Below are 14,584 nucleotides of genomic sequence, written 5' to 3'. Positions count from 1 at the left end.
ACCCCTTCATGTTTTTCATAAAACAAGGTACCACCTACGAACAAAGCCGAAGACCGCCAAACCTCAGCGGCGCGGCAAATGTTCATATCCTAGGCAAAGCCGAGCACCGAAGCGGAGCGTACGACTGTACGTGAGCATCGGAGCACAGGCTTTAACGACGGAGATGGACGTTTGCCGCGCCGCTGAATGACTACTCGACGGAGAAGATGTATGGATATACCGGCTGCCCACCCGAATGAATCTCAAACTCCATTTCTGGAAAATCGTTTGACACTTGCTCGGCAATGTTCTCAGCATCTGTTTCCTTCACGTCTTCCCCGTATAGCAACGTCACAATTTCGCTATATTCATCCACCATTTCCTTCAGTGTCGCAATCGTCGCCGTAGCTAAACTTGGATGGCTCACTTTGATATCGCCTTCTACCATCCCGATGTACTCATCTTTCTTGATTGTCACACCATCAACGGTTGTATCGCGAACTGCTGTTGTCACTTGACCACTCGCGATATCTTGAATCGCCGCAGTCATTTCATTCGCATTATGTTCAAAACTAGCCTCCGCTTGGAAAACAAGTAATGCTGCCAAACCTTGAGGAATCGTCTTCGTCGGAATAATTTTGACCTTATCTTCTCCTAAAATAAGTGCGGCTTGATCGGCGGCCATTTGAATGTTTTTATTATTTGGCAAAACAAAGACTTGCTCGGCGTTCGCTGATTCGATTGCTTTCACAATATCTTCCGTACTTGGGTTCATCGTTTGGCCGCCAGAAAGTACGACGGTTGCGCCAACACTTTCAAATAAACGTTTAATCCCTTCACCAACAGAAACCGTTACAATGCCGTATGCTGCTTTTTCGGAAGCTTCCGGAGCTTTGTCCTTCAATACTTCCCGATGTTGTTCACGCATATTCTCGACTTTCATTTTGATGAGGCTTCCGTACTGTTGGCCGTAATTAAATACGTCTCCAGGATGTTCTGTATGGACGTGAACTTTGGCAACTTCCTCATCCGCCACGACAAGCAAGGAATCACCCATTTCGGCAAGGTCATCGCGAAACTTCTCTTCATTAAATTTCTTTTGACCTGGTTTGTTTTCGTTGATTTGTACCATTATTTCTGTGCAATAACCAAATACGATTTCCTCGGTCGACATGACATCTTGCACATGGCGGTGGTGCTCTGCGTTAATGAGTTCGCCCATGGAAGCCGTGTAATTCGTGATCCCATCTTCATTACCAGTAAGCGCTGCATAAAATCCTTCGTAAATGATAATAAGTCCTTGTCCGCCACTGTCCACGACGCCAACTTCTTTCAAAACTGGTAACATTTCTTGGGTTTTTGCAAGCACAATTTTACCTTTTTCAAGGATTTGTTGCATCACAAATTCGATATCATCGGATTCGTTTGCAGCTGCCACACCTGCTTTTGCGGCTTCACGGGCAACGGTAAGAATCGTCCCCTCCACCGGTTTCATCACGGCTTTGTAAGCTGTTTCCACGCCAGCTGTGAATGCTGCGGCTAGCTCTTTTGTATTTAATTCTGTTTTCCCCTCGATTGCTTTGGAAAAACCACGGAAAAGTTGGGATAAAATAACCCCAGAATTACCGCGCGCTCCCATGAGTAAACCTTTAGCAAGACTTGTTCCTACCGCACCCACTGTGCTCAAGCTATTGCGACCTACTTCTTGCGCGCCGCTAGTCATGGATAAATTCATATTGGTTCCTGTATCGCCGTCCGGTACGGGGAAGACGTTTAACGAATCGACAAAATCCGCATTTTTTGCTAAGTTCTCTGCTCCAGCTGCGATCATTGCCGCTAGCTTTTCTCCATTCAATTGATACATACTCACGATTACGTATCCTCCCTTATGCTTCGTTCGTCACACGGACACCCTGGACATAGATATTCACAGAATCTACTGTGATGCCCAACGTTTTTTCTAACGTATATTTCACGCGCTCCTGTACGTTGTGAGCGACCTCAGAAATTTTAGTACCAAAACCGACGATAATATACATATCAATGTTTAAACCGTCATCTTCTTGACGAACAATAACACCTTTCGTGTAGTTCTCACGGCGCAATATATCCGTCAGGCCATCGCGTATTTGATGCTGACTGGCCATCCCTACAATGCCGAAATTCTCCTCTGCTGCCCCACCAGCAAGCGTTGCAATCACTTCTGTAGTGATATCAATTTTGCCGAGCTTTGTTTCCATTTCAATTGTCATCTTTATGTTCCTCCTTAGGTTAAGTAAGGTTTTCAGAAGAAGCCGACGCTTCATGCCAGCTCCCTAAGTATCTTTCATAAAAATTATTCTAACATCGCTGTTCTTCTCTATTCTACTATATTAAAGGAGGGTTGGGAAGGAGTTTGTTGCTAAGGCTTTTAGGAAGGGTAATTTAGTTCCTCAGAGTGATAGTATGCTATTCTTTAGTAGCTCTTAGGGGCAAAACCTAGAATAAATGCCTAATTCCTAGACTTAGAGTGGGAGTGTACATTGATTGTCAATGCGGATTCTAGGGCAACTCCTTGAAATTTTCGTGGCCTCTGCAAAAATCAAAAGAGGATTTTCACTGCGCCCCCTATGTTGCGGCTCTTATGAGGCATTACTTGGCGATTTAGAGCCTCAATACGAGTGCGAAAAGAGTGAGTATTCGTTCCTTTTCTGTCGAGGCTAACGGGCTGTTTCAGCTTTTCAGTCTGTCAAGTAAAAAATCTTTGCAGGTTTTTCGCTTAAGAGGTTGCAATTGAGTGTCGTTTATGATAAATTATTGTAGTATATGAAAAACAAAAAGCTATTTTTATGCGATAGATGGGTAATTAACAGCTTTTTTGAAGTAGCTCTGTAAGGAGGGAAATAACGATGGCAAAAGTATGCGTAATCACAGGTCGCAAAACTCGTTCTGGTAACAAACGTTCCCACGCGATGAACGCAAGCAAACGTACTTGGAAAGCAAACTTACAAAAAGTTCGTATCTTAGTAAACGGCAAACCTAAAAAAGTTTGGGTTTCAGCTCGTGCGCTTAAATCCGGTAAAGTTGAACGTGTTTAATAAGAAAATGGATGCAGGTCTTCGGATACTGCATTTTTCTTTGCCTAAATAAGTCATGCAAACAATCGGTTCCATGTAAACTATAGAAAAACAGGATTTCCACCATAACTAGTGACGGAAATCCTGTTTTTCTATGTTTGAAAGAGGCTCTTGTTACTCAATATTAGTAGCTTATTTGATCACCGTTGTCTCTGAACCAACTAATTTTTCCTAAGTTAGAATTTGATCGGTTGTTACATTTAGCGAAACAACCTGTGATACCCACCGCCAGCTTAAAGCGTAGGATCTACTTCCATCATGTGTGATTGCAAAATGTCTTCCTTCCTAGCCGCTTAATTCATATGTATAATCTTCCATAAAACCGATATTCTTATTGTGAACCATCACCTTCATCAAGCCATATTCACGACCGCCATGCGCGGATTGATTCAAATTCATAAAGTCCATATCAATCATTAATTCCCTAGATAAAAAAATCGGAATCTAGCACAATGCACGTTGCTAGATTCCATTTCCTATATCCGCATAAAATTAGCTCCGCGCTCGAAAATTCGAATGTCGTCGCCAGTTCCTTTGCCGATCTTATTGTAAATTTCTTTTTCGGTTAAGTCCGTTCCATCTGTGTTCCACGGAGTTAGCGCCATTAGCTTCCAAGTGTTGTCTACTTTTTGCAAGGTTAACTCTAATTTCTCAGGCTTTTCTTTATCAATAAATGTGAATAAATAATAAATCTTATCTTTTTGGTAGTATGCACCATATAAATAATCTTTACTTTTAACTATTTCTTGATACGTACTTGTATACGTCGGCAAGTCTAGCGGTTGATTCCCAACTGTATTTTTTTGCATACTGGTTGCATCTTTATCAAAAACAGCTTGAATCATCTGTGTTGCCAGTTCGTCTGCCGTTTTGTCAGGGCTAGCATTTTTGTTGTCATTTAAGCCATTTGGAGCTGTGGAACAGGCTGAGAGTGCGAGAATCAAGCATACGGATAGCAAGATTTGAAAACTTTTTTTCATCAGCGCTCGCCTTTTTCTAGTTTGTCTACATTTGACACAATGACGCCACCGATAAGAATTGCAATTCCTGGGAAGGGATTGACAAATATGGCGCATGCGATTCCGGTGATCGTCAGCGTCAGGCCGGCTTTATAGTAACTTTTCTTGATTAGGAAAACCAGTCCGACAACCGCAATAATCATGAAGAAGATACCGATGTAGGTCATGCTCATCATAGCGTTATAGAGCGGATTGGAGCTACTTTTCCCGAGATTAATAAAGGTAGAAATTTGTACGAGAACGCTTAAAATCAGTCCGATAATCGTAACAATCAGGGCTATTTTTGATCTTTTTGCGATTAAAGCTGTATTATCTTTCATTGCAATACTCCCTCTAGTCATTACTTTGGATAAATAAAACTAAACCTGTTTGGAATGAAAATGTGCCTTGCTCACCAAGAAATTCGTTGCTGGAAAGCGCGGCTCCAAATGGGTAATTGGCTTCGGTTAATGGATATTTGAATCCCTTTAATGTAAGTTTCGTCACGTCTGCCATCGTTATGAAGGCCGCATATTTTTTGTCTGGAATTCGGGAAACCTGGTGTTCACCTGGTGTGTACATTTTGATATAGTTATAGCGATCAAGCAACTCGATTTTAGAAATAACGTCCAGAAATCGCGGTTGCATGAGCATCATAATGTTGGCAAGCAAATGATCTAGACGACCACCCGTCGCACCAAAAATTCGAATGAGATCTGGTTGCTCCGTGAGCGCCCATTGAAGGCCTATTTCGGTGTCCGTTTCATCTTTTTCAGCTGGGAACTCGGTCACCTCCGTCATTGTTTTTAAATGCGCCAATTCTGCTTTGGAAAGGGAATCGAAGTCGCCCATCGCGATGATTGGGATGATTCCGCGCTCAGTAAGACGCACGGCTCCACGATCGACACCAATCCATGGAATGGTTTTGTCGTATTTAGATATATCAGGGAGTTCCGACTCTGGACCTCCGACCATGATATGTAAGGTTTTCACTGGTTTAACCCCTCCCCTATGGATTTAGATTTGTTGAGACTCTTACGAAGCGTACTCTGCTGAGTTAGAGTCTCAATATGCATAGGAACCGTAGGTGAGTATGTAATCCACCAGCGGCTCTTACGACACCCATCCTCGAATTATTTGCGAAACAAGCTAAGAAGCAGAGAATACAGAGAGTCTCAATATGCATAGGAACCGTAGGTGAGTATGTAATCCACCAGTGGCTCTTACGACGCCCATCCTCGAATTATTTGCAAAACAAGTTAAGAAGCAGAGAATCCAGAGAGTCTCATTATGCATGAAAACGAAAGAGGGCATGTAATCCATGTACTGCGTCATGACCTGCGCCTTTCGGATCCAGCTTCGGAAGCCAGCCCCTCGAAACTTTCACGCCCTCCATAAAAACCAGGACCGGGTTTTCATTGCGGCCGCTCCAAGTTTTTTCGGGGCTAACGGGCTTCCTCAGCTTTTCGTTATTCCCCTACTATCTCTCTCAACTTGTCTACTGCTTTTTCCCGATCCTTACTTCCATAGATATAAGAACCTGCAACAAAAACATCAACGCCTGCTGCTACGCAAAGTGGTGCGGTTTTGTCATCTACGCCGCCGTCTACTTCGATCTCAATCTGTAAACCTTTTTCTGCTATCATTTTTTTGGCTGCTGTAATTTTTGGTAATACTTCTTTAATAAAGCTTTGCCCACCAAATCCTGGATTTACTGTCATAAATAGAATTAAGTCGACTTCTTCTAATACGTGCTGAATGGTTTCAATCGGCGTCGCTGGATTTAAAACGACGCCTGCTTTTACGTCAAAAGAACGGATTAACTGTAGTGTGCGATGCAAATGCGGACACGCTTCCACGTGGACGGAAATATAATCAGCGCCTGCTTTTGCGAATTCTGGGATGTACTTGTCTGGGTTTTCAATCATCAAATGCACGTCTAATGGAAGCTTCGTAACTGGTCGGATCGCTTTGACTACGCTCGGACCAAATGTAATATTAGGTACGAAATGGCCGTCCATCACATCAACGTGAATGTAGTCCGCGCCATATCCTTCGACTTCTTTAATATCTGCTGCTAAATTAGCAAAATCTGCGCTAAGTATGGATGGAGCTATTTTTCCCATTATTAATACCTCTCTTTTTTTGTTTTTTTACTTCGGTCAAAATTTGAATGTAATGTTTGTATCGGAATGCTGCAATCTCACCAGTTTCTACGGCCGTTTTGACTGCGCATTTTGGTTCATTTTCGTGAATACAGCCGCGGAACTTACATTCGCCACGACGTCGATCAATTTCTGGAAAACAAAATTGAAGGTTTTCGATCGTTAACTCGTCCATCTCGATAGAACTAAAGCCTGGCGTATCTGCAATGAAGCCTTCGCCGATTGTCATCAGTTCAACGTGACGTGTTGTATGCTTCCCGCGTCCTAAAACAAAGGAAATAACGCCCGTTTCGATATCTAAATTGGGATTCAACGCGTTCAAAAGGGTTGATTTACCGACACCGGATTGTCCTGCGATCACTGCAATTTTGCCAGCGATGACTTCAAAGACCGCTTGTTTATCGATGTCTGTGTTCGTTAGTAAGACTTGATACCCTGCCTCTTCATAAATCGCTTTATATTCTGCGATCTCTGCTCTGCGCGTGTCGTCTGCTACATCCATTTTGCTGATACAAATCACTGGTTCCACATCTTCAAGCTCAATGGCAACAAGGAAGCGATCGGCTAGATTAGCAGAAAAGTCAGGTTCTACTGCGGAAAAAACGAGTAGCGCAAGGTCAACGTTGGCAATCGGCGGCCGTACTAGAGCGTTCTTACGAGGAAGCAACTCAAGTACGTAGCCTTCTTTTAAGTTATCCGCTTGAAAAACGACATGATCGCCGACAAGCGGTGTAAGTCCGCGCTTTCTAAAATTGCCACGTGCACGGCATTGATATGTTTTTCCATCGCAATAGACGTAGTAAAAACCGCTCAGCGCCTTCATAATTTGTCCTTCCAGAAAAGTCACCTTCATTTCTTATGGGTTTGGATAATCGATTGTTTCTTCTAAAATAACGGTATTGTCACGAACGACTTTATAGCCGCCTTGTGTCCCTTCTTCGATTTCGAAAGTAAGTGTTTCAGATGTATCCTTTGTTATATCCATTTCTTTATATGCACTGGTCATGCTGTGCGTCTTATCTTGGATATAAATTTGAATGTGTTGCGGTTTCGGCGGAGTTGCAGCCGGATCTTCTGGCTCATACGGGATATTGATCGTACGTTTCACCGTCTTCACATCTTTTTCCTTCGTGCCTTTACTCATAACAACGGTTACTTTATCGCCTTTATTAATGGACGCGCCGGCTTGTGGTTTTTGCGAGATCACTTGGCCTGCACCAACCGTGTCGGAGTATTCTTCTTTTTCGACAGTAATCGTGATGTCGTTAGAACTAGCGTAGTCATCAAGCCCGACTTGGTTGAATCCTGATAAATCTTTTAGTGTCATTGGTTGCGGACCTTTACTGACAACGAATGAAATCTCGGTATCTACTGCCACAACTTCGCTACCTGAGGTCGGATCTTGCGAGATAATCACGCCAGAATCAACAGAATCGCTATATTCTTCTGTGTAGCTCACTTTTTTATACCCTTGTTGATTTAAAACTTGTTTCACAGTATCGTAAGTCTTACCGGTATAGTCTTCCACCGTGATTTTCTTCGCACCGATGCTGACATATAGATTCACCGTTGAGCCTTTTTCTTCTGCTGTTCCTATTTCAGGATCGGTATCTATAATCTTGCCCTCATCGATCTTATCACTATTCTTTTCAAACGTCTCCCCAACTACAAAACCTGCATCTTGGAGTTTTTGCACCGCGGTTTCTTTCGTGTCGTTCGCTACGTTTGGGATTTTGATCGTGGCTGGTGGCCGACCAATGAGCCACAGAGCTATGATAACAATCGCGAAAAAGAGAATGATTCCTGAAATAATCCACCACATTTTCTTTTTATTGCTCTTCTTTTTCGGTGGGGGCTCGGCTACTTCTGGATTTTCTTCCGCCGCAACGACCGTATTATCCAAATTCTGCATCGCATTTTTCGTCGCGATAATAGGAATTGTTTTTGTCTCACCATCATCCATCGGAAAAACGTATTTTGCTTCATTACGCCTTTCTGGGCTGAGCGCAGTTTTCAAATCTTCTTCCATCGCTTCGGCTGTTTGATAACGCAAAAACGGATCTTTCGCGGTTGCCCGGATAACGATATTTTCTAAACTTTGCGGAATCTCTTGGTTCTGCTCACGAATCGAGGGGATGCTTGCCTGTAAATGCTTGATTGCAATCGAAACTGCCGATTCCCCATCATGCGGAACCTTGCCGACCAACAACTCATAGAGTACGATACCCAATGAATAAATGTCGGATTTTTGGGTTGCCATGCCACCTCGGGCTTGTTCTGGTGATAAATAATGCACAGAACCAAGCAATGAATTCGTTTGTGTAATCGATGTTTCGGAAAGTGCCATCGCGATACCGAAATCAGTAATTTTCACCACGCCGTCATGGTCGATCAAAATATTTTGCGGCTTGAGGTCACGATGAACGATATGTGCACTGTGGGCTACTGCCACTGCTGAGACGATTTGAAGCATAATATCCACAGCTTTTTCGAATGGAATTGGATGGTGTTCGTTGATGTATTGCTTTAAATCCATTCCTTCTACGTATTCCATGACGATGTAGTGGAGATCGTTCTCCTCACCAACGTCATAAATGCTAACAATGTTTGGGTGCACCAAGCTTGTTGCCGATTGTGCCTCACGCTGAAAACGACGAATCAAATTACTCTCGTCCGCTAAATCAATGCGCAGCACTTTCACAGCAACGTTGCGATCAAGAATCATGTCGTGTGCAAGAAAAACATTGGCCATTCCGCCGCCACCGATTGCGCTGACAACTTTGTAACGGTCATTAATTCGCTTGCCGATCATCATGATACATCCCTACCTTTCTCCCCTAGATTCCGTTCCAAAAGCAACACCGTGATGTTATCTTCTCCACCGTTCGCGTTTGCTTTCGTTATAAATATATCTGCTTTTTCAGCCAGTGTGCGTTTACTCGTCAAAATGGCTTCGATTTCTTGTTCTGTCAGCATATTGGATAGACCATCCGAGCAAAGTAGCAATTGATCCTTCGACTGAAACGGCAAAATGAAGACATCCGTTTCCACATTTCCTTCAATGCCCAGCGCTCGCAATAAAATATTTTTACGCGGATGATTTTCGGCATCTTTTTTTGAAATTTTCGCCTTTTCGCAAAAGTTCGTTGACAAGGGAATGATCCTCGGTGAGTTGCTCAAGCATCCCATTTTTCATGAGATACCCGCGACTATCACCGACGTTTGCGACAATAATTTGGCTATTAGAGAAAATAGCGGCAACAAGCGTCGTTCCCATACCTTGGAGCGTTGGATCTTCTTTGGCATACGCTACGATTTTCTGATTGACGTCTTGAATTGCTTCTCGAAACCACAGATCGATCTCCACAGCGGACTTCATATCAGCAACATTTTGCCACATCTCACTGAGCAAACGAACAGCCATTTCACTAGCAACGTCGCCAGCACGGTGACCTCCCATACCATCTGCAACGATGACAAGTGGGTTGCCGAGCTGATTTTCAAAAATACCACCGTTATCTTCATTATGATTTCTGATTCTACCTCTATCTGTTCTGAATTCTGCATGCATATTGCACTACACCTCACTAAATTGAGTCTGGTTTCTTGTTCCAAGCATTCGTACGTGGCTTATTTGTTCGTTACTTTGCGGAATGCAGCGATGAAAAAGCCGTCACTACCAATATCCGTTGGTACGAGTTCTAAATAATTATCTTGCACGTAAGGAAGCATTTTTTCGGGTACTTGCACTTGTTCTAATTGGAATTCTGGATAGCTTTTTAGGAAGTTTTCGACGACCCCACGGTTTTCCGCTTGGTCAATCGTACAAGTACTGTATATTAATATACCATTTTCTTTGAGCAATGCGCCAACCTCAGCTAAAATCGCCTGTTGAATACGCGCTAGATTCGCTATGTCAGCCTCCGTTTTACTGTACTTGATATCGGGTTTACGGCGCAACACGCCAAATCCTGAACAAGGGGCATCTACTAAAACACGATCAAAGCTTTCCGGAGCAAAAAGTTCACTCGCTTTTCTTGCGTCGGTTACTTCTGTCGTAATATTGGTTAAATCGAGACGTTTCGCAGCTTTATCCACGAGTTTCGTCTTGTGCGGATGAATATCAAGCGCCACAATTTCGCCGGTGTTGTGCATTTTTTCAGCAATATGGGTTGTTTTCCCACCCGGCGCAGAGCAGGCATCTAGCACGCGCAACCCGTCCTCTAACTGCAAAGCGTGGGCGACTAACATGGAGCTCTCATCTTGAATCGTGCAACGCCCGTTATGATAAGCTTGCGTATCAGCGATCGATCCGCGTTCCATCATCAATGCCTCTGGAATATAGGCGTTCTGCTCTGTTTCGATACCTTGCGCCGACAGTTCTGCCTGTAGTTCAGCAACCGTTACCTTATTTTCATTGACGCGAATGCTTTGCGATGGCGCTTCTAAGAAAGAGAGACCGATTTCGCGTGTCTTTTCAGAGCCGAATTGAGCGACCCAGCGTTTGACTAACCATGTCGGTAAACTGGCTTCGACTGCAATTTGCGTCGTTTCATCGCGGATATCCTCGATTTTCGGAACACCTTTACGGATCACATTTCGCAACACGCCATTGACAAATTTCGTGACACCATCATGCCCGCGTTCCCTCGCAATTTCACCGGCTTCATGTAAAATCGCGTGTTCCGGCACCTTATCCAAAAATTCTAACTGGTAAACCGAGAGGCGCAGCAAGTTCAACACCCAATTTTCGGGCGTTTGGCGTAAAAATGGTTCTAAGTAAAAATCTAATGTAATCCGTCGCTGCGTCGTACCGTATACAAGTTCTGTTAGAAGCGCGCGGTCCATTGGGTTTAAGTCGCTATTTTTTAGTGCATCATTGATTAGTAAATGACTAAATGACTGGTTATTTTCGATTTTCTCAATTAAGTCTAACGCGATTTCGCGGACTGTTTCTGGTTTTCTCATATTTCACCGAACCTTGTTTCTGAATTTAGATGTTGCCCAGCTCCCGCCATATAATCAGCAACAGCCATTTTTTGCTTGCCTGCAGGTTGGACGATTTCTGGTATAATTGCCGTCTTATCCCCCGTCGCAATGGCAAAATCATGTTTTGTAGTCCGCACAACGCGTCCTGCTTCCGTCGCCTCATTCGTTTCCTCGATCCGAGCCTGCCAAATTTTAAAAGGGTTTCCCGCAAGCGTCGTATAAGCGACTGGCCATGGTGAGAGTCCGCGGATCTGGTTAAAAATTGCACGCCCATCGCGCGTCCAGTCGATCTTTTCTTGTTCCCGTTTAATATTGGGTGCAAAGGTAACTTGCGTCACGTCTTGTGGCTCCGGCGTTATTTTCCCAGCCAATAAGTCAGGCAGTGTATCCATCAACAGCGATGCACCAACCTCGCTCAGCTTCTCAAACATCGTTCCGACATTATCCTCATCCGTAATCGGAATACTGCGTCTGGCCAACATATCGCCTGCATCCAGTTTTTCCACCATGTACATAATCGTCACACCCGTTTCCTTTTTGCCATCCAAAATTGCGTAATGCACCGGTGCACCACCACGATACGCGGGCAAAAGCGACGCATGCACATTAATACAGCCATGTTTCGGCGCATCCAAGAGTTCGTTCGGCAAAATTTGACCATACGCTGCCGTCACAATCAAATCCGCGTCTAATCCGATCAATTCCGCGAGCTCCGTCGAACTGCGCAACTTCTCTGGCTGATAGACCGGAATTCCAAGCGTGACTGCCGCTTCTTTCACAGGAGGCGGCGTCAACACTCGCTTGCGTCCCACCGCACGATCCGGTTGCGTCACAACCGCAATCACCTCATAAGCTTGTGCTACTTCTTTTAAAACAGGCACCGAAAAGGCCGGCGTTCCCATAAAAATTATTTTCGTCATTCTCATTTCTCCTTTACATCATCACAAACGGCTGTACATCCATCGTGATCGTCAATCCTTTGACTTGTTCTTTTTGATAATGTAGCAAAATGTTTTTCAGTTCGGCCTTTAGTTCAGGCTCCACCTTATATTTAATAATACATTGATAGCGATATTTATTTTTAATCCGCGCAATCGAACTCGGAACCGGCCCTAGAATAATCGCATCTGGCCCTAACTTCCCTTGCAAAAATTGCGTGATTTCCTGAATTGTCCGCACGGCTTTCATCTCATTCTCATCGCTGACATTGATGAGCGTCAAATAATAAAACGGCGGATACGATCCCATTTTGCGAACCCGCATTTCGTGGTTGTAAAAACCGATATAATCATGCGTTTTGGCATATTGAATGCTGTAATGTTCCGGATTATACGTCTGCACGATAACCTCCCCTGTCAACTCATGCCGTCCCGCCCGACCGCTCACTTGCGTCAACAATTGGAACGTTTTCTCAGACGCCCTAAAATCGGGCAAATGTAGCATCGTATCCGCATTGAGCACACCAACAAGCGTAATATCCGGAAAATCGAGCCCTTTCGCAATCATCTGCGTTCCAAGCAAAACATCGGCTTCCTTATCACGAAACTGGTTTAGCAATTTCTCATGCGAGCCCTTTTTCGTCGTCGTATCCACATCCATCCGAATCACGCGCGCCTCCGGAATCAGTTTCGCCAAACTTTCCTGCACCTTCTGCGTCCCCGTCCCAAAATAGCGAATCTGCTCACTTTCACAACTCGGACAATGATGCGGCACCCCTTCCTGAAAACCACAATAATGGCATTTCATCTGATTGTGCGCCTGATGAAAGGTGAGCGAAATACTACAATTCGGGCATTCCACGACGTAGCCACAATCGCGACACATCACAAACGACGAATACCCGCGCCGGTTGAGTAGCAGCACTACCTGCTCCTTTTTCGCCAGCCGATCCTTGATTTTTTCCAACAGCACCTGCGAAAATTCCGTCCGGTTCTCGTTGCGCAATTCCTCGCTCATATCGACAACTTCGACCTCAGGAAGCGCCGTATCATTCACACGCATCGGCAATTCGAGTAGCGTATAGCGATTTTTCCCAGCGCGCGCAAATGATTCCAAAGATGGCGTCGCACTCCCAAGCACAACCGGACAACCATACCGTTTCGCCCGCTCAATCGCCACGTCCCGCGCATGGTACCGCGGATTATCCTCCTGCTTATAACTCGTTTCATGTTCCTCATCAATAATAATAATTCCAAGCTTCAAAAACGGTGCAAAAACAGCAGAACGCGCACCAACCACGACTTTTGCCTTCCCTTGCTCGATTCTGCGCCACTCATCGTATTTTTCACCAGCCGAAAGCGCACTGTGAAGTACTGCCACTTGGCCTCCAAAACGGCTCTTAAATCGCTCCACCATTTGCGGCGTGAGCGCGATTTCCGGAACGAGTACAATAGCCTCTTTCCCCTCCGCAAGCACCGCCTCAATCGACTGCAAATAAATCTCGGTTTTCCCGCTTCCTGTCACACCATGCAGTAAGAACGTTTCCTGTTTTCCTACTTTCGCCGACGCCACTATCGCATCTCGCGCCGCTTGTTGATCTGGCAACAACGGTAACGGTATACTTGCCTTGAAATCGTGATTTTCATAAGGATCTCGCGACACATGCTTATCTTCTATAGCAATGAACCCCAATGCCGCAACCTTTTGAACCGTCGCATCCGTCGTCTGTAAACGCGTCCGTAAATCCTTCATCGTTATATATTCGCCATCAAACACCTGGAAAAACTGCAAAACCTTGATTTGCGCTTTTGCCCCTTTCGGCATTCCCGCAATCGCATCCTCCAATTGTTGCACACCGACAAGCGATCTGGCCACACGAACCGTCTTCTTCGTAATCTTCGTCTTCACTTGATAAACAAGCTCCACGAGACCGTTCTTCATCCACTTTTGCAATGTAGGCAAGGCTCCAAGCTGTTCCGCTTTTTTCCAATCCATCGTTTCATAACCTTCAAAAAGCCTCTCCGCCTCGTCATTTTCCATATCGAGCAAAACGAAATACTTCTCATATTTCGCACGCAAAGCCGCTGGGAGCATCGCCTGATACGCTGTAATCCGGTAAGCGAGCGTCTCTGTCGCAATCCAATCACCAAGTTCCAACAACTCCGCATTCAAAACCGGCGCCAAATCCATCATTTCCCGAATCTCTTTTAGCTTAGCGAAATCACTCGTTTCCGATATCCCTACAACAAAACCTTGCAACGCCCGATTTCCAAACGGTACCGAAACCCGCATACCAGGGCAAACAACGTCACGCCAAGCTTCAGGGATCAAATAATCAAAAGGGCGATCGACTTGCATCGCTGGTACATCCACAATCACTTGGGCAACTCTACTCATG

At 44.6% G+C, this 14,584-nt stretch carries 12 protein-coding genes and 1 pseudogene; 1 reads left to right on the top strand and 12 read right to left on the bottom strand.

Going from position 1 to position 14,584, the window contains the following annotated elements:
• Nucleotides 1-190: 190 nt before the first annotated feature.
• Both PGRAN_RS01820 and PGRAN_RS01815 read right to left on the bottom strand, forming a co-directional pair.
• Nucleotides 191-1,849 (bottom strand): DAK2 domain-containing protein, encoded by a 1,659-nt coding sequence (locus PGRAN_RS01820; protein ID WP_036064593.1) that lies wholly within the window; start codon nucleotides 1,847-1,849, stop codon nucleotides 191-193.
• A gap of 16 nt (nucleotides 1,850-1,865) precedes the next feature.
• The gene (locus PGRAN_RS01815; RefSeq protein ID WP_036064591.1) at nucleotides 1,866-2,231 is read right to left on the bottom strand and encodes an Asp23/Gls24 family envelope stress response protein; all 366 of its coding nucleotides are present in this window, start codon (nucleotides 2,229-2,231) and stop codon (nucleotides 1,866-1,868) included.
• Nucleotides 2,232-2,867: 636 nt separating this feature from the next.
• Here PGRAN_RS01815 and rpmB point away from each other — a divergent pair.
• On the top strand, nucleotides 2,868-3,056 hold the full coding sequence (rpmB, locus tag PGRAN_RS01810; RefSeq protein ID WP_036060116.1) for a 50S ribosomal protein L28: 189 nt from the start codon (nucleotides 2,868-2,870) through the stop codon (nucleotides 3,054-3,056).
• A 515-nt stretch (nucleotides 3,057-3,571) separates the two neighbouring features.
• Here rpmB and PGRAN_RS01805 read toward each other — a convergent pair.
• From PGRAN_RS01805 to priA, 10 genes and pseudogenes are all read right to left on the bottom strand, one after another.
• The gene (locus PGRAN_RS01805; RefSeq protein ID WP_036064589.1) at nucleotides 3,572-4,075 is read right to left on the bottom strand and encodes a hypothetical protein; all 504 of its coding nucleotides are present in this window, start codon (nucleotides 4,073-4,075) and stop codon (nucleotides 3,572-3,574) included.
• The gene (locus PGRAN_RS01800; protein ID WP_036064587.1) at nucleotides 4,075-4,434 is read right to left on the bottom strand and encodes a DUF1418 family protein; all 360 of its coding nucleotides are present in this window, start codon (nucleotides 4,432-4,434) and stop codon (nucleotides 4,075-4,077) included. Before PGRAN_RS01800 ends, PGRAN_RS01805 begins: the two co-directional genes overlap by 1 nt.
• A 13-nt stretch (nucleotides 4,435-4,447) precedes the next feature.
• The gene (locus tag PGRAN_RS01795) at nucleotides 4,448-5,086 is read right to left on the bottom strand and encodes a thiamine diphosphokinase (RefSeq protein ID WP_051998384.1); all 639 of its coding nucleotides are present in this window, start codon (nucleotides 5,084-5,086) and stop codon (nucleotides 4,448-4,450) included.
• A gap of 476 nt (nucleotides 5,087-5,562) precedes the next feature.
• Complete coding sequence (gene rpe / locus PGRAN_RS01790; RefSeq protein WP_036064581.1) at nucleotides 5,563-6,219, bottom strand: ribulose-phosphate 3-epimerase; 657 nt, start codon at nucleotides 6,217-6,219, stop codon at nucleotides 5,563-5,565.
• On the bottom strand, nucleotides 6,191-7,111 hold the full coding sequence (gene rsgA / locus PGRAN_RS01785) for a ribosome small subunit-dependent GTPase A (RefSeq protein ID WP_051998383.1): 921 nt from the start codon (nucleotides 7,109-7,111) through the stop codon (nucleotides 6,191-6,193). Before rsgA ends, rpe begins: the two co-directional genes overlap by 29 nt.
• A gap of 3 nt (nucleotides 7,112-7,114) precedes the next feature.
• Nucleotides 7,115-9,073 (bottom strand): Stk1 family PASTA domain-containing Ser/Thr kinase, encoded by a 1,959-nt coding sequence (gene pknB, locus PGRAN_RS01780; protein ID WP_036064580.1) that lies wholly within the window; start codon nucleotides 9,071-9,073, stop codon nucleotides 7,115-7,117.
• A pseudogene (locus tag PGRAN_RS01775) lies at nucleotides 9,070-9,829 on the bottom strand (Stp1/IreP family PP2C-type Ser/Thr phosphatase). The gene pknB and the pseudogene PGRAN_RS01775 overlap by 4 nt, the downstream one beginning before the upstream one ends.
• 59 nt (nucleotides 9,830-9,888) lie before the next feature.
• On the bottom strand, nucleotides 9,889-11,226 hold the full coding sequence (gene rsmB / locus PGRAN_RS01770; protein ID WP_036064579.1) for a 16S rRNA (cytosine(967)-C(5))-methyltransferase RsmB: 1,338 nt from the start codon (nucleotides 11,224-11,226) through the stop codon (nucleotides 9,889-9,891).
• The gene (gene fmt, locus PGRAN_RS01765; RefSeq protein ID WP_036064578.1) at nucleotides 11,223-12,167 is read right to left on the bottom strand and encodes a methionyl-tRNA formyltransferase; all 945 of its coding nucleotides are present in this window, start codon (nucleotides 12,165-12,167) and stop codon (nucleotides 11,223-11,225) included. The genes rsmB and fmt overlap by 4 nt, the downstream gene beginning before the upstream one ends.
• A gap of 13 nt (nucleotides 12,168-12,180) precedes the next feature.
• Nucleotides 12,181-14,583, bottom strand: a complete 2,403-nt coding sequence (priA, locus tag PGRAN_RS01760) for a primosomal protein N' (RefSeq protein WP_036064576.1) — start codon at nucleotides 14,581-14,583, stop codon at nucleotides 12,181-12,183.
• Nucleotide 14,584 lies beyond the last annotated feature (1 nt).

It is taken from the genome of Listeria grandensis FSL F6-0971 (assembly GCF_000525835.1).
Taxonomy (GTDB): domain Bacteria; phylum Bacillota; class Bacilli; order Lactobacillales; family Listeriaceae; genus Listeria_A; species Listeria_A grandensis.
Note: the sequence above shows the minus strand (reverse complement) of the source record. Positions and strands in the feature narration are given on the sequence as shown.

Coding starts and splice junctions, on each gene's coding strand:
- PGRAN_RS01815 (WP_036064591.1), bottom strand. CDS start 2,231: ATGACAATTGAAATGGAAACAAAGCTCGGCAAAATTGATATCACTACA.
- rpmB (WP_036060116.1), top strand. CDS start 2,868: ATGGCAAAAGTATGCGTAATCACAGGTCGCAAAACTCGTTCTGGTAAC.
- PGRAN_RS01805 (WP_036064589.1), bottom strand. CDS start 4,075: ATGAAAAAAAGTTTTCAAATCTTGCTATCCGTATGCTTGATTCTCGCA.
- PGRAN_RS01800 (WP_036064587.1), bottom strand. CDS start 4,434: ATGAAAGATAATACAGCTTTAATCGCAAAAAGATCAAAAATAGCCCTG.
- rpe (WP_036064581.1), bottom strand. CDS start 6,219: ATGGGAAAAATAGCTCCATCCATACTTAGCGCAGATTTTGCTAATTTA.
- rsgA (WP_051998383.1), bottom strand. CDS start 7,111: ATGAAGGTGACTTTTCTGGAAGGACAAATTATGAAGGCGCTGAGCGGT.
- pknB (WP_036064580.1), bottom strand. CDS start 9,073: ATGATGATCGGCAAGCGAATTAATGACCGTTACAAAGTTGTCAGCGCA.
- rsmB (WP_036064579.1), bottom strand. CDS start 11,226: ATGAGAAAACCAGAAACAGTCCGCGAAATCGCGTTAGACTTAATTGAG.
- fmt (WP_036064578.1), bottom strand. CDS start 12,167: ATGACGAAAATAATTTTTATGGGAACGCCGGCCTTTTCGGTGCCTGTT.
- priA (WP_036064576.1), bottom strand. CDS start 14,583: ATGAGTAGAGTTGCCCAAGTGATTGTGGATGTACCAGCGATGCAAGTC.